Annotated in this window: 17 protein-coding genes and 2 tRNA genes; 14 read left to right on the top strand and 5 right to left on the bottom strand. The window is 64.5% G+C overall.

Annotation, left to right across the window (positions count from 1 at the left end):
• Positions 1 to 3: 3 nt before the first annotated feature.
• Positions 4 to 2,379, bottom strand: coding sequence for a UvrD-helicase domain-containing protein (locus IM787_RS20845; protein ID WP_193678647.1), 2,376 nt, complete (start codon positions 2,377 to 2,379; stop codon positions 4 to 6).
• Positions 2,380 to 2,436: 57 nt separating this feature from the next.
• On the opposite strand from IM787_RS20845, the gene IM787_RS20850 reads away from it, so the two are divergent.
• Both IM787_RS20850 and IM787_RS20855 read left to right on the top strand, forming a co-directional pair.
• Complete coding sequence (locus tag IM787_RS20850) at positions 2,437 to 3,105, top strand: hypothetical protein (protein WP_354004457.1); 669 nt, start codon at positions 2,437 to 2,439, stop codon at positions 3,103 to 3,105.
• A 123-nt stretch (positions 3,106 to 3,228) separates the two neighbouring features.
• On the top strand, positions 3,229 to 4,206 hold the full coding sequence (locus IM787_RS20855) for a GMP reductase (RefSeq protein WP_193678648.1): 978 nt from the start codon (positions 3,229 to 3,231) through the stop codon (positions 4,204 to 4,206).
• Positions 4,207 to 4,319: 113 nt separating this feature from the next.
• On the opposite strand, the gene IM787_RS20860 is transcribed toward IM787_RS20855, so the two are convergent.
• Complete coding sequence (locus IM787_RS20860; RefSeq protein WP_193678649.1) at positions 4,320 to 5,171, bottom strand: alpha/beta hydrolase; 852 nt, start codon at positions 5,169 to 5,171, stop codon at positions 4,320 to 4,322.
• 104 nt (positions 5,172 to 5,275) lie between these two features.
• Here IM787_RS20860 and IM787_RS20865 point away from each other — a divergent pair, with 104 nt between their 5' ends.
• The 8 genes from IM787_RS20865 to IM787_RS20900 all read left to right on the top strand — a co-directional run bounded on the left by IM787_RS20865 (position 5,276) and on the right by IM787_RS20900 (position 14,480).
• Positions 5,276 to 5,971: a GntR family transcriptional regulator gene (locus tag IM787_RS20865; RefSeq protein WP_193678650.1), complete on the top strand. Its 696-nt coding sequence runs from the start codon at positions 5,276 to 5,278 to the stop codon at positions 5,969 to 5,971.
• Entirely contained in the window at positions 5,968 to 6,849 is an 882-nt protein-coding gene (locus tag IM787_RS20870; RefSeq protein ID WP_193678651.1) for a phytanoyl-CoA dioxygenase family protein, read from the top strand. Before IM787_RS20865 ends, IM787_RS20870 begins: the two co-directional genes overlap by 4 nt.
• Before the next feature lies 1 nt (position 6,850).
• Positions 6,851 to 8,209, top strand: coding sequence for an NAD(P)H-dependent oxidoreductase (locus IM787_RS20875; RefSeq protein ID WP_193678652.1), 1,359 nt, complete (start codon positions 6,851 to 6,853; stop codon positions 8,207 to 8,209).
• Between the two features lie 36 nt (positions 8,210 to 8,245).
• Complete coding sequence (locus IM787_RS20880; RefSeq protein WP_354004458.1) at positions 8,246 to 9,136, top strand: NAD(P)-dependent oxidoreductase; 891 nt, start codon at positions 8,246 to 8,248, stop codon at positions 9,134 to 9,136.
• 56 nt (positions 9,137 to 9,192) lie between these two features.
• A tRNA-Ala gene (locus IM787_RS20885) sits at positions 9,193 to 9,268 on the top strand.
• 94 nt (positions 9,269 to 9,362) lie between these two features.
• A complete protein-coding gene (locus IM787_RS20890; RefSeq protein WP_193678654.1) occupies positions 9,363 to 10,922 on the top strand; it encodes a DUF6538 domain-containing protein in 1,560 nt (519 codons plus the stop codon).
• A 193-nt stretch (positions 10,923 to 11,115) separates the two neighbouring features.
• On the top strand, positions 11,116 to 13,095 hold the full coding sequence (locus tag IM787_RS20895; RefSeq protein ID WP_193678655.1) for a type I restriction-modification system subunit M: 1,980 nt from the start codon (positions 11,116 to 11,118) through the stop codon (positions 13,093 to 13,095).
• Complete coding sequence (locus tag IM787_RS20900) at positions 13,092 to 14,480, top strand: restriction endonuclease subunit S domain-containing protein (protein ID WP_193678656.1); 1,389 nt, start codon at positions 13,092 to 13,094, stop codon at positions 14,478 to 14,480. Before IM787_RS20895 ends, IM787_RS20900 begins: the two co-directional genes overlap by 4 nt.
• Before the next feature lie 27 nt (positions 14,481 to 14,507).
• Here IM787_RS20900 and IM787_RS20905 read toward each other — a convergent pair whose 3' ends face one another.
• Positions 14,508 to 15,167: a recombinase family protein gene (locus tag IM787_RS20905; protein WP_193678657.1), complete on the bottom strand. Its 660-nt coding sequence runs from the start codon at positions 15,165 to 15,167 to the stop codon at positions 14,508 to 14,510.
• 133 nt (positions 15,168 to 15,300) lie between these two features.
• Between IM787_RS20905 and IM787_RS20910 the strand changes: the two genes are divergently transcribed.
• Both IM787_RS20910 and IM787_RS20915 read left to right on the top strand, forming a co-directional pair.
• Entirely contained in the window at positions 15,301 to 15,795 is a 495-nt protein-coding gene (locus tag IM787_RS20910; protein WP_193678658.1) for a hypothetical protein, read from the top strand.
• Positions 15,792 to 16,139, top strand: a complete 348-nt coding sequence (locus IM787_RS20915; RefSeq protein ID WP_193678659.1) for a hypothetical protein — start codon at positions 15,792 to 15,794, stop codon at positions 16,137 to 16,139. The genes IM787_RS20910 and IM787_RS20915 overlap by 4 nt, the downstream gene beginning before the upstream one ends.
• A gap of 1,175 nt (positions 16,140 to 17,314) precedes the next feature.
• Here the strand turns inward: IM787_RS20915 and IM787_RS20920 are convergent.
• Positions 17,315 to 17,575: a hypothetical protein gene (locus IM787_RS20920; protein ID WP_193678660.1), complete on the bottom strand. Its 261-nt coding sequence runs from the start codon at positions 17,573 to 17,575 to the stop codon at positions 17,315 to 17,317.
• Between the two features lie 445 nt (positions 17,576 to 18,020).
• On the opposite strand from IM787_RS20920, the gene IM787_RS20925 reads away from it, so the two are divergent.
• Positions 18,021 to 18,569, top strand: coding sequence for a hypothetical protein (locus tag IM787_RS20925; protein ID WP_193678661.1), 549 nt, complete (start codon positions 18,021 to 18,023; stop codon positions 18,567 to 18,569).
• A gap of 124 nt (positions 18,570 to 18,693) precedes the next feature.
• Positions 18,694 to 18,769 (top strand) — tRNA-Lys (locus tag IM787_RS20930).
• A gap of 61 nt (positions 18,770 to 18,830) precedes the next feature.
• Here the strand turns inward: IM787_RS20930 and IM787_RS20935 are convergent.
• Complete coding sequence (locus IM787_RS20935; protein ID WP_193678662.1) at positions 18,831 to 19,322, bottom strand: Crp/Fnr family transcriptional regulator; 492 nt, start codon at positions 19,320 to 19,322, stop codon at positions 18,831 to 18,833.
• Between the last annotated feature and the right edge of the window lie 43 nt (positions 19,323 to 19,365).

A 19,365-nucleotide genomic window follows, 5' to 3' on the forward strand; every position in this document is an offset into this window, starting at 1 on the left:
GCCTCAGGGCACCGGCGTCAGCTTCGCCACGGACAGCGCCAGCCACTTCTGGCCGTGCCGCGGGAAGTTGATCTGCGCGCGCGCGTCCATCCCCGAGCCTTCCAGCGTGAGCACCGTGCCTTCGCCGAACTTGGCGTGGAAGACCTGCATGCCGGGACGCAGGCCGTGGTCCGGCGTGGCCTTCTGCTGCGGCACCGGCGGACTCGCGAAAGTGTCGCCCTTCCCGTAGCCGCCGGAGTAGCCGGAGGGGCGGGAGCTCGGGTAGCCCATGCCGAAGCCGAACGCCGAGCCCCCGAAGTTCTGGTTCTTCGGGGTCAGCCACTTGAGCGCGGCCTCCGGCAATTCGTCGAAGAAGCGGCTCTTGACGTTGTAGCGGGTCTGGCCGTGCAGCAGCCGCGTCTGCGAGTAGCTGAGGTACAGGCGCTGGCGCGCGCGCGTGATTGCCACGTACATCAGGCGGCGCTCCTCCTCCAGGCCGTCGTAGTCGGCGAGCGAACGTTCGCTGGGGAACAGGCCTTCTTCCAGCCCCGTGACGAAGACGCAGTCGAACTCCAGGCCCTTGGCCGCGTGCACGGTCATCAGCTGTACCGCGTCCTGCCCGGCCTGCGCCTGGTTGTCGCCGGATTCCAGTGCGGCGTGCGTGAGGAAGGCGGCCAGCGGCGACAGGGTCTCGCCGGTCTCCGCATCGGGCGGGACGTAGTCGGGGGAAGGCTCGTTGATCTCGGGCAGGCTCGGGTCCAGGCCCTGGCTGGCGGGGGACTGCCGCAGCGTCGTGCCGAGCTCGTCGACCGGCAGCGCCACGGCATCGCGGCCGAAGCCTTCCTGCGTGACGAAGCTTTCCGCCGCGTTGACCAGTTCCTCCAGGTTCTCGATGCGGTCGCCGCCGTCGCGTTCCGCCTTGTAGTGGTCGACGAGGCCGCTGCGCTGGAGCATCACCTCGATGATCTCGCGCAGCGTGAGGCCCTCGGTCTCGGCGCGCATCGCGTCGATCTTCTGCACGAAGGCGGCGAGGTTGGCGCCCGCCTTGCCGGTGGTGGCGTGCACCGCGTCGTGCAGCGAGCAGCTGGCGGCCCGGGCGGCGTCCTGCAGTTGCTCCACGCTGCGGGCGCCGATGCCGCGCGCCGGGAAGTTCACCACGCGCAGGAAGCTGGTGTCGTCGTGCGGGTTCTCCAGCAGGCGCAGGTACGACAACGCGTGCTTGATCTCGGCCCGCTCGAAGAAGCGCAGGCCGCCGTACACGCGGTAAGGCACCGCGGCGTTGAACAGCGAGGTCTCGATCACCCGGCTCTGCGCGTTGCTGCGATAGAGCACGGCCACCTCGTGGCGCGGCGTGCCGTCGCGCACCAGCTGGCGGATCTCCTCCACCATCCACTGCGCCTCGGCCATGTCGGTGGGGGCCTCGTACACCCGCACCGGCTCGCCGGGGCCCTGGTCGGTGCGCAGGTTCTTGCCCAGGCGGGTCTTGTTGTGCGCGATCAGCGCGTTGGCGGAATCCAGGATGTTGCTGAAGCTGCGGTAGTTCTGCTCCAGCTTGATCTGGTGGCGCACGTCGAACTCGCGCACGAAGTCGGCCATGTTGCCCACGCGCGCGCCGCGAAAGGCGTAGATGCTCTGGTCGTCGTCGCCCACGGCGAACACCGAGTTGCCGGAGCCGGCGAACATCTTGATCCAGGCGTACTGCAGCTTGTTGGTGTCCTGGAACTCGTCGATCAGGATGTGGTGGAAGCGCCGGCGGTAGTGCTCGCGGATCGGGTCGATGTCGCGCAGCACCTCGTAGCTGCGCAGCATCAGCTCGGCGAAGTCGACCACGCCTTCGCGCTGGCACTGCTCCTCGTACAGCTGGTAGATCTCCGCCTTGCGGCGGTCTTCCTCAGTGCGCGTCTCCATCATGTTCGGGCGCAGTCCTTCCTCCTTGGCGCCCGCGATGTACCACTGCGTTTCCTTGGCGGGGAAGCGCTCCTCGTCCACGTTGTGCTGCTTCATCAGCCGCTTGATGGCCGAGAGCTGGTCCTGCGTGTCCAGGATCTGGAAGGACTGGGGCAGCGCCGCCAGCTTGTAGTGCGCGCGCAGGAAGCGGTTGCACAGGCCATGGAAGGTGCCGATCCACATCCCGCGTACGTTCACCGGCAGCATCGCCTGCAGCCGCGTCATCATCTCCTTGGCGGCCTTGTTGGTGAAGGTGACGGCCAGCACGTTGCCGGGGCCGATCTGCCCCGTGGCCAGCAGCCAGGCGATGCGCGTCGTGAGCACGCGGGTCTTGCCCGATCCGGCTCCGGCCAGGATGAGGGCGTGTTCGTTGGGCAGGGTGACGGCGGCACGCTGCTCCGGGTTGAGGTGCTGCAGCAGCGGCGAGTCGGCGGCGACTTCTGGAGGAAACATGGGCCATTGTAAAAAGGCCACCGCCCGCGTGCCGGCGGGGCCAGAATGCCAGGCGTCGTGCCGTCCCGCTTGCCCTTCCTCCTCGCCGCCCTGCTCTCCTTCCTGCCCGCCGCGGGCCGTGCGCTGTGCACCAGCGACGGCGCAGCCCAGCCGGGGGTGCTGCTGGAGCGCTTCATCAACGCGGACTGCGCGGACTGCTGGCGCGACCCGCTCACGCCGCAGGCAGCCACCGGCACGCTGGCGATCGACTGGGTCGTGCCGGGACGCAAGGGCCAGGACGCACCGTTGTCCGCCGTCGCCGCCGTCGAAGCGGTGGAGCGCCTGTCGACGCTGGGCCGCGCCGTGCCGGACGGCAGCGCCGCCGTGAGCGGCCGGCGGGAAGGCTTCGGCCTGCCGCTGCGCCTGGCACAAGGCGCCGCCTTCAACGACTACGTCGGTGCTTCCATCGAACTCAAGGCACCGGGGACGACCCCCTGGCAGGCCTGGCTGCTGCTGGTGGAGCACCTGCCGGCCGGCACCGAAGGCAGCCCGGTCGCCCGCAACCTGGTGCGCAACGTGTTCCGGCCCGACTGGGACAAGCCGGCCGGGCGCGCTCCGAAACGCCTGGCGGAGACGCGCGCGATGCAGATCCACGACGGCGCCAGGGCCGAACGGCTGAGGCTGGTCGCGGTGCTGCAGGATGCACGCGGGCGTATCAGGGCTATCAGCCGCACCGAATGTCCCTGAAAGGCGCTCCGCCGTAGAATCAGTCACCGGGCCCAAGCATTTGTGGCCCGGTTTCTTTTGGCGAAGCCGGGTCCCGATCCAAGCGCTCACCTGTTTCAACGACAGTCTCCCGGAGCGACGGAAATGGAAATCTTCGACTACGACAAAGTCCTGCTGCTGCCGCGCAAGTGCCGCGTGGAAAGCCGCTCGGAATGCGACCCCTCCCTGGAATTCGGCGGCCGCCGGTTCAAGCTGCCGGTGGTCCCCGCCAACATGAAGACGGTGGTGGACGACCGCATCTGCCTGTGGCTGGCGCAGAACGGCTACTTCTACGTGATGCACCGCTTCGACCTGGACAACGTGAAGTTCGTCCGGAAGATGAAGGAAGCCGGTGCCTTCGCTTCGATCTCGGTCGGCGTGAAGCAGGCCGACTACGAGACGGTCGACCGGCTCGCCGCCGAAGGCCTGGTGCCGGAATACGTGACCATCGACATCGCGCATGGCCACGCCGACACGGTGAAGAACATGATCGCGCACCTGAAGGCGAAGCTGCCCTCCGCCTTCGTGATCGCCGGCAACGTCGGCACGCCGGAAGCCATCATCGACCTGGAGAACTGGGGCGCCGACGCGACCAAGGTCGGCATCGGGCCGGGCAAGGTCTGCATCACCCGGATGAAGACCGGCTTCGGCACCGGCGGCTGGCAGCTGTCGGCGCTGAAGTGGTGCGCCCGCGTGGCCACCAAGCCGATCATCGCCGACGGCGGCATCCGCGAGCATGGCGACATCGCCAAGAGCATCCGCTTCGGCGCGACCCTGGTGATGGTGGGTTCCATGCTGGCCGGCCACGAGGAGTCGCCGGGCGCCACGGTGGAAGTGGACGGTCGCCTGTACAAGGAGTACTACGGCAGCGCGTCCGACTTCAACAAGGGCGAGTACAAGCACGTGGAAGGCAAGCGCATCCTCGAGCCGGTGAAGGGCAGGCTGCCGGACACCCTGCGCGAGATGCAGGAAGACCTGCAGAGCTCGATCAGCTACGCGGGCGGCACGAAGCTGGCCGACATCCGCAAGGTCAACTACGTGATCCTGGGCGGGGACAACGCGGGCGAGCACCTGCTGATGTGAAACCCGTCATTCCCGCGCAGGCGGGAATCGAGGGCTCCAGCAAAAAGGGACGCGAACGCGTCCCTTTTTTGCTGGAAGCTCCGGGTCCCCGCCTCCGCAGGGACGACGGCGTTCTACGCTCGCAGCAGATCGACCGCCAGCTGGTGCAGCCGGTGGCTCGGGTCCACCAGCGCGTCGAGGATGCTGAAGTGGTGCAGGCCCGGCAGCAGTTCGCACACGGGCACGCGCCGCGCGCCCCATGCTTCCTCGATCAGCCGGTTCTGCCGGTGGTACTCGGCGCTCTCGTCGCCGCCGGCCACCGAGTACAGGGTGCCGTGCCGCGGCGCGGGCAGCCGCGCCGGGCTGGCCCTGGCCACCTGCTGCGGCGTCAGCGACAGGTCGCGCTGCAGGAACGGCGTGCGCATGATGGGGTCGAGGTCGTGCAGGCCGGAGACCGCCAGCGCATTGCGCACCGTGTCCTTCGGCAGGGCGGCGTCCAGCTGCGGCCACAGGCACGCGAGCATCATGGCCGCCAGGTGCCCACCGGCCGAGTGGCCCGCCACCACGATGCGGCGCCGGTCGCCGCCGAAACGGGCGGCGTTGTGCCAGGTCCAGGCGACCGAGCGGGCCACCTGCAGCACGATGTCCGGCACCGTGACCGCGGGGCACAGGTCGTAGTTGGGCACCACCACGCAGGCGCCGTGCCGCGTGAAGGCCGGGCCGACGAAGGAGACATCCTTCTTGTCGAGCGCGCGCCAGTAGCCGCCGTGGATGAACAGCAGGATGGGCGCACCGCCATGGGGCGCCGGGAAGACGTCCAGCTTCTCGCCGGGTGCCGTGCCGTAGGGGATGTCCAGTTCGCAGGGCCCGGCCGCGCGCGCGGTCTCCGCCTCGCGGCTCCAGCGCCCGAGGTAGTCCTGATGGTCCGGCACCAGCTCCCGGTTGTTGTACATCCGGTCGTGCCACCCTCCGTCGCGCAACTTCATTTCCTCATCCTCGTAACCTTTGCAACATATTGACACAACATGTCAGACTCGTCTGTGAGGTTATTGGCGTTGCACGACTTGTACTCTGTATACAGAATACAGCCATGCCTGCCCAATTGCTTCGGCTCGAAGCATCTCCCGACCTCGTGGAGCGCGTCTACCGGACGCTGGTGGATGCCATCAGCGACGGCTCTTTGGCACCGGGCCAGCGGATCACGCAGGAAGAGATCGCCCAGCAGCTCGCGGTGTCGCGACAGCCGGTGCTGCAGGCGCTGCGGCTCCTGAAGAAGGACGGGTTCGTGGAGGATGCCCCGGGCCGCGGCTTGCAGGTGTCGCCGCTCGATGCGGGTTGGATACGGAATGTTTACCAGGTGCGCGGCGCGCTCGACGCACTGGCCGCGCGGCTGGCCGCGCAAAGGCGCTTCCGGATCGACCCCGAGGTGCTGGAACAAGGCCGCGCCGCCGCGCGTGGCGACGACGTCGCCGCGATGATCGATGCCGATCTGGCCTTCCACAACGCGCTCTACGCCGCGGCCGGCAACCCGCTGATCGGGCAGAGCGCGCAGCTGCACTGGCGGCACCTGCGCCGCGTGATGGGCGCCGTGCTGCAGCAGATGCGCCAGCGCGAAGCCGTCTGGGACGAACACCAGGCGATCGCCGATGCGATCGCCGCCGGCGACGCCGCCACCGCGGCGCGCCTCATCGAGGACCACGGCCTGCGCGCCGGCGAGACGCTGGCGCAGCGCCTGGCCCAAGTGCTCGCGGCCACCCCGCAACCCGATCCCAGGAGACAGACATGAGATTGACGCAAGGGCAGCTCGAACAGTTCGACCGCGAAGGCTACCTGTTCTTCCCGGGACAGTTCACGCCCGAGGAAACCCGCACGCTGGTCGAAGCCGTGCCGCCGCTGTACGCACGGCGCGAGGCGTTCAACGTGCGCGAGAAGGGCAGCGACGCGGTGCGCACCAACTTCGCGGCGCACCTGTACAGCGAACCGTTCGCGCGCCTGGCGCGCCACCCGCGCATGGTGCAGCCCGTCATGGACCTCTTCGACGAGGAGGTCTACATGCACCAGTTCAAGATCAACGGCAAGATGGCCTTCGAGGGCGACGTCTGGCAGTGGCACCAGGACTACGGCACCTGGCTGAACGACGACATGATGCCGACGGAGCGCGCGATGAACGTCGCCATCTTCCTGGACGACGTCAATGAATTCAACGGCCCGCTGATGTTCATCCCGGGCAGCCACCGGAAAGGCGTGGTAGACGCCAGGCACGACCTCACCACCACCAGCTACCCGCTCTGGACGGTGAGCAACGACCTCATCGCGCAGCTGGTGGAGCGCGCCGGCGGCAAGCAGGGGGGCATCGTCAGCCCCAAGGGCCCGGCGGGCTCGATGATCCTCTTCCACAGCTGCCTGGTGCACGCTTCCACCAGCAACCTGTCGCCGTGGAACCGGGTGAGCGTCTACCTGAGCCTGTGCGCCGTCTCCAACCACATCCGCCGCTTCAAGCGGCCGGAATACATCGCGCACCGCGACTTCACGCCCATCACGATGCTGCCGGACGACTGCCTCGTGCGCGACTGCCCGGTCGACCTGCCGTGGCGGAACGGCATGCCCGCCAGCGCGCTCGTGACCTCCTCCGACCCCATCGACCAGATCAAGAAAGCCGCCTGACATGTCCCTCCACGCCAAGCTGCAGCAGCGCGCCGCCGAAGGCCGCCCCATCCGCGTCGGCCTCATCGGTGCCGGCAAGTTCGGCTCCATGTACCTGGCCCAGGTGCCGCGCACGCCCGGCGTGCACCTGGCCGCCATCGCCGACCTGTCGCCGGACAACGCGCGCGCCAACCTCGCGCGCGTCGGCTGGAAGGCGGAGCGCACCCAGGCCGCGTCGATCGACGAGGCGCTGAAGACGGGCGCGACGCACGTCGGCACGGACTGGCAGGCGCTGGTCCGCCATCCGGCGATCGACGTCGTGGTGGAGTGCACCGGACATCCAATCAGCGCCGTCGACCACTGCCTGGAAGCCTTCGCGCAGGGCAAGCACGTGGTGAACGTGACGGTGGAAGCGGACGCCTTCTGCGGCCCGCTGCTGGCGCGCAAGGCCGCCGACGCGGGCGTCCTGTATTCGCTGGCCTTCGGCGACCAGCCGGCGCTGATCTGCGACCTGGTCGACTGGGCGCGCACCTGCGGCTTTCCGGTGGTCGCCGCCGGCCGCGGCCACAAGTGGCTGCCGCACTTCAGCGCATCGACGCCGGACACCGTGTGGGACAACTGGGGCCTCACGCCGGAGCAGGCCAGGCGCGGCGGGCTGAACCCGAAGATGTTCAACAGCTTCCTCGACGGCTCCAAGCCCTCGATCGAAAGCACGGCCGTGGCCAATGCGACCGGGCTCACCGTGCCGAGCGACGGCCTGCTCTACCCGCCGGCGAGCATCGAGGACATCCCCTTCGTCACGCGCCCGCGCAGCGAAGGCGGCGTGCTCGAACGCAAGGGCATGGTCGAAGTGATCTCCTCGCTCGAGACGGACGGCCGCGCCATCCCGTACGAGATCCGCATGGGCGTGTGGGTCACGGTGGAAGCGGAGACCGAGTACATCAAGAACTGCTTCGAGGAGTACAAGGCCCACACCGACCCGAGCGGACGCTACTTCACGCTGTACAAGCGCTGGCACCTGATCGGACTGGAAGTGGGCCAGTCGGTGGCGAGCGTCGCACTGCGCGGTGAGGCGACCGGCGTGGCGACCTGCTGGAACGCCGACGTCGTGGCCACCGCCAAGCGCGACCTCGCGCCGGGCGAGATGCTCGACGGCGAAGGCGGCTACACGGTGTGGGGCAAGCTGCTGCCGGCCGAAACCTCGATGCGCATGGGAGGCCTGCCGCTCGGCCTGGCCCACGACGTGAAGGTGGTGCGGCCGGTGAAGAAGGGGCAGAGCCTGTCCTGGGCGGACGTCGCCATGGACACGGGCACGCAGGCCTACCGGGTCCGCCGCGAGATGGAGCAGCTCTTCGCCGCGCCCGTCCTGAAAGCCGCCTGACAGCCATCGCGGGCACGGGCGGCCGATCATGCATCGCTGAACACTGAAGGAGCAGCCATGCAGATCGCCGTCCTCGGCACCGGGGCCATGGGTTTCCCGATGGCGCGCCGCCTGTGCGAGGCGGGGCATGCCGTGCACGCCTGGAACCGCACGCGCGCGAAGGTCGAGCCCCTGGCCGCCTTCGGCGCGCGCGTGCATGGCGACGCCGCATCGGCCCTGCGCGAGGCGGAAGCCGTGGTCTGCATGCTGGAAAGCGGCCCCGTCATCGAGGACGTGCTGTTCCGCCAGCGCGCCGCCGAAGCCCTGCGGCCCGGCGCCCTCTTCCTTTCCATGGCCTCGATCCAGCCGCGCGAGGCGCGCGACCATGCGGCGCGCCTGGCCGAGCGGGGCGTGGCGCAGCTCGATGCGCCCGTCTCCGGCGGCACGGGCGGGGCGGAGAACGGTTCGCTGGTGATCATGGTGGGCGGCAAGCCCGCGGACTTCGGGCGGGCGCAGCCGCTGTTCCGGGTGTTCGGCCGCGCGACGCACGTCGGGCCGCACGGGTCGGGCCAGCTCGCCAAGCTGGCGAACCAGATGATCGTCGGCATCACGATCGGCGCGGTGGCCGAGGCGCTGCTGCTGTGCGCCAAGGGCGGCGCCGACATGGCGAAGGTGCGCGAGGCGATCACCGGCGGCTTCGCCGACAGCCGCATCCTGCAGGTGCACGGCGGGCGGATGGTGGAGCGCGACTTCGCGCCGCGCGCCAAGGTCGCCATCCAGCTGAAGGACATGCGCAACGCGCTCGCCACGGCGGAGGAGGTCGGCTTCGAGGCCCCCGTCACTGCGCTGTTCGAGCGGCTCTACGCCCAGGCCGCCGAGCACGGGCTCGACGACCTGGACCACTCGGGGCTGTTCGTGGAGCTCGCCTCGCGCAATGGTCTGACGTGATTCCGGCGGCGGCGCCGGAAAAGCCTGCGCGGCTTTGCTAGAATAACGATCGTTGTGGGGGGGTAGCTCAGCTGGGAGAGCGTCGCGTTCGCAATGCGAAGGTCGGGAGTTCGATCCTCCTCCTCTCCACCACAACTTCCTGGCCCATGCCAGTGCTCTAAGTCGTTGATTCCCGTAGCTTTTTTGGAGAACTGCTACAGAGAGGCGCTACAACGCGCCGGGAATCTTGGGCACACATCACCCGTATCTTCAACGGCGCGGCAATCGCCTTTTCTTTCGCATCAGCGTGCCGGCGGCACTGCGCCCACTTGTGGGTGTGCGCGAGCTAACCAGCACTCTGAAGACCGGCGATCGGGCGTCCGCGCTTCCGCTCGCCCTGGAGTTCGGCGCGACGGCACATCACCTATTTAACGAGCTGACCACGTGCATGAGCAGTGACGATCTGAAGAAAGTGCTTGCAGAAGCACGCGTCAAACTCCGTGTGGACCAGGTCCGCGCCGAAATGGAGGAACAGGTCGAGGAGGCGCACCGCGCTCGGATTGCGGCGATCCAAGCCGCCGCCCGGGAGAACGACGCAAGCCGACGCGAACTGTTGGCAAAAGTCGAGACGCTTGAGAAGGCGCTCAGCACCGTGACCGCCTGGAGCGCGCGCCCAGCGCCGATGCCCCCTACCCCCTCTGCTGCGCCGGAAGTGCTTCAAGAAGGCGTTTCAGAGCCCCTGGCGACCCTCATCGCACGGTTCCTCGCGGGCTACGCGAAAGAACGCAAGCCGGCCATGTTCAAGAAGCACCAACCGGCACTTCAGTTGCTGCGCGAACTGCATGGCGCCAAGACGATAACGGGACTCCGACAGTCGGATCTCACCGACTACTTCAACGTGGTGCACGGCCTGCCTTCACGGTGGGCGGAGAAGTGCAAAAAGCTGGGCGTGTCACCCCGGGTCTTGGCGAGCGAGCCGCATGCGGAACGCCTAAGCAAGAAAACCTTTGACGACAACTACGTGGTGCCGGTTCGGCTGTTCTTGAAGTGGGCACGCCTGAACTGGCAGGACCAAGGGTTTCCAGTCTCTCTCACCACCGAGGGAATTGAGTTTCTGGGCGAGGACGACGAGGGACTGCGACGGCAGCGCGCTTTGACACGCGAGGAACTCGCCCAGCTGTTCCACATCGAGCTCCGTGAGTTCCGCACTCTCCAGGCGGAGGAGCATAAGTGGTGGCTCCCTGCCTTGGCCTTCTACACGGGTGCCCGTGTGAATGAGTTGTGCCAAGTGAACCCGCAGACCGATATTGGGACGGCCAAAGATGGCATCCCCTATGTCCTGGTCACCGAAGACACTCCGGCAGACGATCGCGTACGGAAGTCCACGAAGACTGGCGTTCAGCGCTTCGTTCCGCTGCACCCGGAGCTTGTCGCAGGCGGGTTCCTGGACTATGTAGAGCGCGTTCGGAAGCGTGGGAGCAAGCTCTTGTTCCCTGCATGGACGCCAACAAACGCTCGGGCAAGCACCCAAGCGGAACGGTGGTTCCGCGACTTCCTCCGGGCAAAGGGATTGAGAGACGAAACGCCGGGCGCGCGGGTGGTCGGTTTTCACGCCTTCCGCCACACCTTGCTGGCCCGTGCCGCCAACTCGCATCCTCCAGTGGACGCAAGCTCCATCACAGGTCATGCGGACCCGGCAAAAAGCAGCGTTGTTCGTGCGTATGAGGGCGAGCTCCTGCTTTCGACAAAGCTGCGAACGCTGACGGCAATTCGGTTCGGCTTCAGCCCCTTCGAAGGCGCCGTGTAGTCGGAGCCCTCCTTCTCCTCCCCCAACACGCGGCGCGCTCGCGCCGGGAGACGGTTCCGTTGTTTCCAGGCGGTATGGCCGGCTCGCGCTCCCTCCGGATGGCACCCAGCAGCAGACGCTCCCTATACTCCCGGCGATGAGCCAGAAAACGACGGCACGCCGGCGCGCGCCAGCCAACAATGCTCCAAGCGACATGACTACGGAGCTCTTAGACCGAGTCTTCCGCGACCCGAGCACCAAGCAGGGATTGCGGGTTTTTTCCAGGAACGAGAGGGCGAAGCTCGATCTCCGCGTCTCCGACGACGACAAGGTAGAAATCTACTGCGCCAAGCGGGAACGGTGGCTCCGAGCGAAGCCCGAAGAAGTTGTTCGCCAGCTGTTTCTGGTCTGGGTGCAGGACACGCTTCGCTACCCCCTTAAGCGCGTCCAAGTGGAATGGCCCATTCAGATGGGCGAGGACTCCGAAAAGGAGCGCGCCGACATTGTGGTCTTCACGGACGACGCCTGCACTGACCCTTACATCGTCTTCGAACTCAAGAAGCCTGACAGCAAGGAGGGCTTGGAGCAACTTCGTAGCTATCTGCGGTGGACCGGTTGCTTCTTCGGGTGCTGGAGCAACGGCAGCGAGCAGTCTTTTCAGCTACGTGAGGAGGAGCAGAACGCTCGGAAAGGGCCGTATAAGTTCCGCGACATCCCGCGCCTGCCCAAGCTGGATGAGGACCTCGCGGACATCCTCAAGCCGCTCACGTTCGGCGAGCTCAAGCCCATCTCAGACATGCGGTCACTGATTCAGCGGCTCGAACACGACGCTCTCGCGAACGCAGGAGTAAACGCCTTTGACGAGCTCTTCAAGCTGATCTTCGCCAAGCTGCATGACGAGTTCAGGCCTCGCAGAAAGGATTCTGATCCCGTCGATTTTCGCGTGCCTACCGGCGCGCCTGACGTGGTTTACAAGCGGTTCAATGACTTATTCCAGGCGGCCAAGAAGAGGCCACACTGGGACCAGATTTTTGATGCCGGCGACACGTTGAAGCTGAAGGGCGATGCTCTGAAACTCTGCGCTGCAGCACTGGAGCCCTACTCGCTGGCGCACACAGACCTAGAGGCTGTAGACGCTGCGTTCGAGTATCTGATCAACCCAGAACAGAAGGGACAGAAGGGACAGTATTTCACGCCCCGCCCCGTTGTGAAGATGGCGGTGAAGATGCTTAACCCGCAAGACGGCGAGAAGACGATTGATCCGGCATGCGGCTCCTGCGGCTTTCTCATCCACACGATTCGCCACGTGCAGAAGCTCTATGGCTGGAATACGGAACGGCTGTACAGATATTCCAACGAGAATTTGTATGCCGTGGACTTTGACGAGCGCCTGAAGAAGGTCGCCAAGACCATGATGATCATTGCTGGAGACGGCAAAGCGAACGTCATCGGAACCTCGGCCCTCGACGTGCGTGAATGGCAAAACTCCGACGCCCGGACGAAGATTGGTGAGTTCAGCAGGGACTCAAAAGACGGCAGCTTCGACCTTGTTCTAACCAACCCGCCGTTCGCCGGGAAGGTGACGGGTAAGGCGCAGCTATCGGTCTACGACCTGTATGAACTGGCGTCAACGGGTCAGCTGTCCACAGACGATGAGGAAGAAGAGGAACAGGCTGAGGGCGAGGGCGAGAAGCTGAAGAGGCGAAAAAAAGTCAGTGGGATGAAGCGCGACATCCTTTTTGTGGAGCGTTGCTTGGACCTTTTACGGCCTGGAGGGAGAACAGCAATTGTTCTACCCCAAGGCAACTTGAATAACCTGGGCACCCGGGCACTAAGGTCATACGTTGCCGGGCGCGCTCGGCTGCTGGGCGTTGTCGGACTTCATGTGAACACCTTCAAACCGTTCACCGGCACTAAAACAAGCGTGTTGTTCTTGCAGAAATGGGGGGGTGAGGCCGGAGAGCCAGTCTCCGACTACCCCGTGTTCCTGGCGACGAGCCAGAAGAGCGGCAAAAACAATAGCGGTGAATACATCTACAGGAAAGACACCAAAGGGAACTTGGTCGACGAGGAAGGGGTCCCGGTGACGGAGAGCGGACGCCCGCCGGCGATTGACCACGACCTTGACGAAATCGCCGACGCCTTCATCCAGTGGGGCTCGGAGCAGGGTTTCGGATTCCTCATCGGCGATTGACGATGGCGGTCTGGTCTATTTTGGAAGCGCCCAATCTCGGCAAAGCCGAGCGGTGGGACGCGGAGTTCTTCTCACCCTCAAATCTGGCGCTCTCGGCCCAGTTGGGCCGACACAACCCCGTGCGAATTGACACCTTCGCAGACGTGACGGACGGGATTCACGCCTCTCCGGAATGGGTCAATGAAGGAGGCGTTGCGTACCTGTCCGCAAAGTGCGTTCGCGAACACGCCATTGATCCAACTGGTGCGGGACGCATTAGCAAGACCCAGGACGCGGCAAATCCCAGAACGCGAGCACGCAAGGGCGATGTGATCATTACGAGTGTTGGCACGATCGGCAATGCCGCAGTCGTAGAGGACTGGATGCTGCCGGCCAACATGGACCGCCATTTGGCAATCATCCGCATTCGCGATCCCAAGGAAATTGACCCCTACTACCTTGCGACGTTCCTCAATAGTGAGTTCGGCCGATTTCAGAGCATCCGCGAATCAACTGGCAACGTGCAACTCAACCTCTTCATCGACAAGATCAAGGGAATGCGGGTGCCCGTCGCTAGACGCTTTCAGGCTCTTTCCCAAGATGTTCAGGAAGCATGTGCGGAGCTCCGCACCGCCAAGAGCTATTACCCGGAAGCGCAAGAAGAGTTGTTGGCTCGACTCGGCTGGGTGCACCTGCAACGAGCACCCGAACTGACATATTTGTGTTCATTCTCGACTCTCGAGGGCGCACGTCGACATGACGCGGAGTTCTTCCACCCGAGCGCGAGGCGTTTTGCACTGCAAATTGCGCAGAAGGGCGGCGCACGAATCCGGGATTTCTGCAAACGGCCAAACAGAGGCGTGCAGCCTTCACTCACGGAGGACGGAGATGTTCTCGTGATCGACAGCAAGGCGGTGCGTCCCCAGGGCGTGCAGCCAGCGCCCGGGGAGCGCGCGACGAGAGCGTTCTACGACGCTGTCCCAAATGCGAAGGCGCGGGTGAAGAGGAACGACGTGCTCCTAAATTCCACTGGTCGGGGCACATTAGGGAGGGCAGCTTGCTACCACTTCAAGGACCCGGCGATTTGCGACAACCACGTGGCGATTCTTCGCCCAGATCCTGCCGTGTGCCTGCCTGACTATTTGGCCCTCTTTCTGAACTCCCCTCCTGGCATTCAGCAAAGTGAGCAATTCCAGACCGGCTCTTCCGGGCAGCTAGAGATTTACCCGGAACACATTGAGGAATTCCTCGTCTTCCTTCCGAAGAAAAAGGACGGCGGCATTGACCTGGAATGGCAGGAGAAGCTCGCGTCAAAGGTGCAGCAGTCCACCAAAGCTCAGGCACACGCGAAAAAGCGGCTGGACTCTGCCAAGCGCGCGTTGGAGGCCCGTCTTCGGCAGTCGTAGGCCGCCGATACGTACCCGATAGCGAGTTCACGACAGCCGCGCGAGCAACCGCTGAACTTGCCCGTGGGTCCACTTGCCGCCCCTGGGCGCGGAGACGCCCACGGCGTTCAGTTCCGCGGCCATCGCTCTGTGGCTAAGGCCGCTGGTCTGAAAGCCGTCGACAATGCCTTTCAGCCGCAATGCGAAGGCGTCAGCAGCCTTCTGACGCTCTTCGATGTTCGGACGAAGGTTGTCCATGCCTTTGCGCCCGAGCGCGACCCCGCGTGCCTTCGCAGCCGCCAGTGCCGCCTTCGTCCGAGCAGAGATTTGGTCGCGCTCATACTCAGACATGACGGCGTGCATTTGGATCATCACCTTGTTGGCGTTCGGCATGTCCACGGCGATGAAGTCGCAGCCGGACTCGATCAAGCCCGACACGAAGTGAACGTTCCGCGCCAGCCGGTCCAACTTGGCAATGAGGAGGACGGCGCCCGCACGCCTGCACGTTTCTAGTGCAAGCCGCAGCTCCTTGCGCCGCTCGAGAGCATCGGCCCCTTTGCCCGTTTCGACCTCAACGAACTCCCTGAGGAGTTCACCCCGCCCCGCTACATACGCCACCACGGCGGCTCGTTGCGCTTCGAGACCGAGCCCACTGCGGCCCTGCTGTTGGGTGCTCACGCGGAGGTAGCTAACGAACTTGGCAGTCATTCCGGTCTTTGGCTACGTTACAAAACGCTCGTTTAATGCGATGCATTGTAGCGCGTCAGCCCCCGATTACATGATCTTATATGGACAATTTTTCCATTCCGAGGGAAACTACCTATGTACTGATGGAGACGCGATGGAAGCACAAACGAGGACTTTGGACCTCCGCGACGGTAAGCGCACTACTCTGCGCTTCGACGTTCCGACCTGGCGGGCGGTCGAGACTCTTGCGGAAGGCGAAGGCATCCGCTGGACGGAATGGGTTCGCCGACTTATTGCGGCCAACCCCGACGCCGAGAACATGCATGCAGTTATTCGAGCAGCGACAGTGGAAGGCCTGTTAGCTGAGAGCGTTTTTGCACAGCGAGCGGATCAAGTGCGCTCGGGCGGCGCAGTCCTTCTGGAGGGCTGCAACATGTTGGACGACGCGGCACTGGCGGATCAACTGGCGCACGGGAAGGTTGAAGGCGGGCCCGTGGATATGCTCGGTTTCCAACTGTTTGTCGGCACCGATTCAAATGAGCAGCCGGTGATCTGGGTCAAGAACGGTCTGCGGGACGGTCTCCACTTGGCCATTGCCATCCCGTTCTCTCGCGAAGAAGTAGAGGCGAAGCGAGGAGCGTTTGCATGAAGAAGCGGGGCAAACTCCTCACTGCAAGCGAAACGCAATTCGCGCTTCGCCTGGCCCTCGGACCGGTTCGCGCCTGGAGTGATTTCCTCGCGGATCTGGCGAGGGAGAAGCCAAAGGGCGTCCATGTTCGAGGCTTCAAGCTGTTTCCCGTCGCACGGCGTCACGACCGCTGTGAGCGGCCTCTCTATGATCCGGCGGAGGTCGCGGCATTCATCAGCAATGTCTGGGCAGCTGACCCGACCTTAAGGCGCGACTGGACGGGCGTAGCGAAGCTGGACGTGGAGTTCGACGACGAGCCGACGCTGTCATGGCGAATGCGCCGTGCGGAGCCCATCAGGGTGTAGACCTCCTACCTATAATGAATTCGCGGCATTGCCGCCAATGTGCGATTGCGGTGACTACGTACGCTCGGCGCACATTGCAAAGCCCTAGAGGGAATCCCGGGACAAGGGCATCGTCGGTAAGGCGCGGAGCTCCTCCGTTGCGCTGCAGGACGACCCGGGTGAGTGCAAGAAGCTGTGACCGGATCGCATGCCAGTCTTCTTGCGCAACACACAGCTGTAGCCAAGCACGCGAAGGTGACCCGAACTGAAGAGAGCTTCAGGTGGGACGGTCTGGCCCCCAATCTTCGTCTCTCGAGGGTAGGGGTAGCTATTCCCTTCCCACCTGAAGACATCTAACCTGACCTTGTACCCCTTATCCCCAATCAGGGATGTGCGAAGCCCTTGGTTTAGTTTTTTCCCGGTTGCGCAACGGAGGTGCTTATACGTAGCACCCTCAAGGGCATGGTGAGAGAACAAGGGGAGATTTTCTGCAGGGTGTCCTTATACGCAAAATCGGTGCGGGGCTTGGCAGGTGATGTGGCAGCGCGGTGAGATATTCCCAGGCTTCGCGTGACTCAGGCCTGCCACTGCTTGCGTCTTCTTCACTTTGCTTTCGGCTACGGAAGTTCAGAGTACGGCCAATGAAGCAGATGCGCCTACCCTTTCCGCCGACCCGACAGCCGTTTCCCCACGCAGCGTCCCTACGGGCAGAACTTGCACAGCTTAGTGCGTTCCGTCCGCGCGTCGGAGCTGTCGATATCGCGGCGCGACAGCCCCCTCACTTGAGCTCGCAGACCCATTCCTGTAGGACCCAGGCAGCACCGCAGCGCTCATGACCCACAAAGTGCAGTCGAGCTCCGGAGAGCTCCACGAGCTTTGGGTCGTACAAGTTCGGCCAGGATCTATCCGCCCCAAGCAGCTGTAGGAGCGCGATACGTCGATTTCGGGCAGTGCGGTACGTGAGGTGCAAATCACCCGACGCAGTCTCACGCATCCCAAACGCTGGGCGCGGCTCTCCTGCTTGGCGAGTCAACGTGACACAAACCTTCATGCTGTATGCACATACAGTATAGATCAAGCCTTGCGCGATAATGCCCAGCTAGCAGGAGACCTTCAATGACAGCGCCTTCCGGGTCGGAAATGGCATCGGCAACTGCCGCTGCTTCCGCAACTACCCCAGCGTCAATGGCAGCCGCTCAGACTCCAGCGTTGTCGGCTTCTTCTCCAATGCCTGGCACGACCAGTAGTGGAGAGAAATACGCTGAGTTGCCCCGCTGGATCGCCGAGCTCATGCCCGAGTGGATTCTCAACATCGCTGCTGCGGCTTCCTCGCTCGCGGTCGCCTTCGGCATCGCGGCTTTGGTGTGCACCATCGTCCTGTTCTTCGCTCCTCGAGTTTCCGGGTCAGTGAAATTGCTCGGAAGCATGATGGTCTTGGCAATGGCCTTCGCGTCCAACAACCCATTCGTCTATGCGGTCGCGATCTTCATCGTAGCGACGCTTGTCACAGATCTGGACTTCCTGGAGAAGCTCGCCGCAATCGCATGGAATCGTGACAAGTACTGGGACTTCCGCGCTGGGAAAGCCACGCCTGGAGAGGTACGCGCAAGAGTGACAGAGGAGGCAGTAAAGGAGCTGGCCGCGGAAACCGCCCAACCAGAAGCTGCGCCGTCCACACCCGTACCGCCCGCTGTGACAACAGCACCGGCGTCGCCTGCCCCTTCGCCGGAGCAAGCGACTTCACCCGCGCCAACGGCGCCCCCTGGCCCAACGCCCTCACGAGGCGCGTCACCGCCATCGCCCGCCGCGACGCCTTCGCCTGCGTCGCCCGCACACTCACCCACGCCACCACAGGCGTCTCAGGCGCTTCCATATCCTTCGACTGCAGAAGGGGAGCCTCCCATGGTGAACGACGCGGCTAGCAAATACATTCTCACGCGGTCGACAGTGGAGGACGACTCCGCCCTATTTTCTACGCACGTCGAAATCGTCCCCTACGGTGGCAACCAGCGCCTGAAGGAACTGGTCACACAGAGCAGCCAGTTCGAGCGGCAGGTCAAGGAAGCACTGACCGCGGTCCACTCCCCGTTTAGGCGAGCAAGAATAAAGACTGAGCTCGCCCTTCGCCGCTCGGCGATGGCCGGCATAGTGATCGACGCTGTCGCTGAGACCTCGACTGTCGATTTCGTCATTGAGATCCGGAATACCCAGCGACCGTCTGGACTGCTGGATGCTGTGACGCAGGCGATCCGGGCCGCCAGCACGTACTCAGCCTTCCTTGCGGAACGTGGCCGAGCCAAGCCAGTAGTTCCTGTCTTGATCCTCCCAGTGGCCTCCGGCGAAAGGAAGTGGCCGTCAAGGAAGGACGGCGCCTTGATCATCAGTTTTAACCCTTCAACGTCCAAGTTCGTCGGCACCGAAGTGCTCGACTCGTTCGAAGAGGATTCCTGAGTTTGGTATGATCCGCCCTGCGCAAAGAGTTGCTACAGAGGTCCGAAACGGGCCTTATATGAATCAATGACTTACGCGCGGTGCAGTGGATCCTCCTCCTCTCCACCACAACTTTTTCGGCAGTGGGTTCTTAGCTCAGTTGGTAGAGCAGCGGACTCTTAATCCGTAGGTCGTAGGTTCGAATCCTACAGGACCCACCATCCACACCGCGCCAGCGCACGAACGGCTGCTACGAACAACGTAGCAGCCGTTTTCGTTTCCTCAGGTCACCGCCACCCGCTGCAGCCGGTTCGACAGGCGCTTCGACACGATCGCCCCCAGCGCCATCGCCACCTCCAGCGCGATCTGCGGCTGGCGGTTGGACAGCTCGCCGAAGCGCAGCGGCGACAGCGTCCAGAGCTTGCAGGCGGTGGCGGCCTGCACCGTGGCGTTGCGCGGTTCGCGGGAGAAGAAGGCGCCCTCGCCGACGGCCGACCCCGCGTCCACGGAGGCGAGACGGATGCGGCCGGCCTTGTCTTCGTAGTGCACGGTGAGCGATCCGGATTCCACCAGGTACACGGTGCGGTCGGCGGCGTTCTGCTGGATCAGCACCTGGCCCGGCCGCACGGACAGAGGCTGCAGGTAGCTGCCGAGCACCTGCCAGTCCGCCGCTTTCAGCGCCGGCCGGAACACGTCGGCCGAACTGTTCTGCGCGGTGGCCGCGATCAATTCGCGGATGTCGAAAGCGGCGGGGGCGTTCGGCGAGGTGCTCATGCACGGCACATTACGCCTGCGCCCCGGGCGGCGCAACGTGCAT

This window comes from Ramlibacter pallidus, from assembly GCF_015070875.1.
In the GTDB taxonomy this organism is placed as follows: domain Bacteria; phylum Pseudomonadota; class Gammaproteobacteria; order Burkholderiales; family Burkholderiaceae_C; genus Ramlibacter; species Ramlibacter pallidus.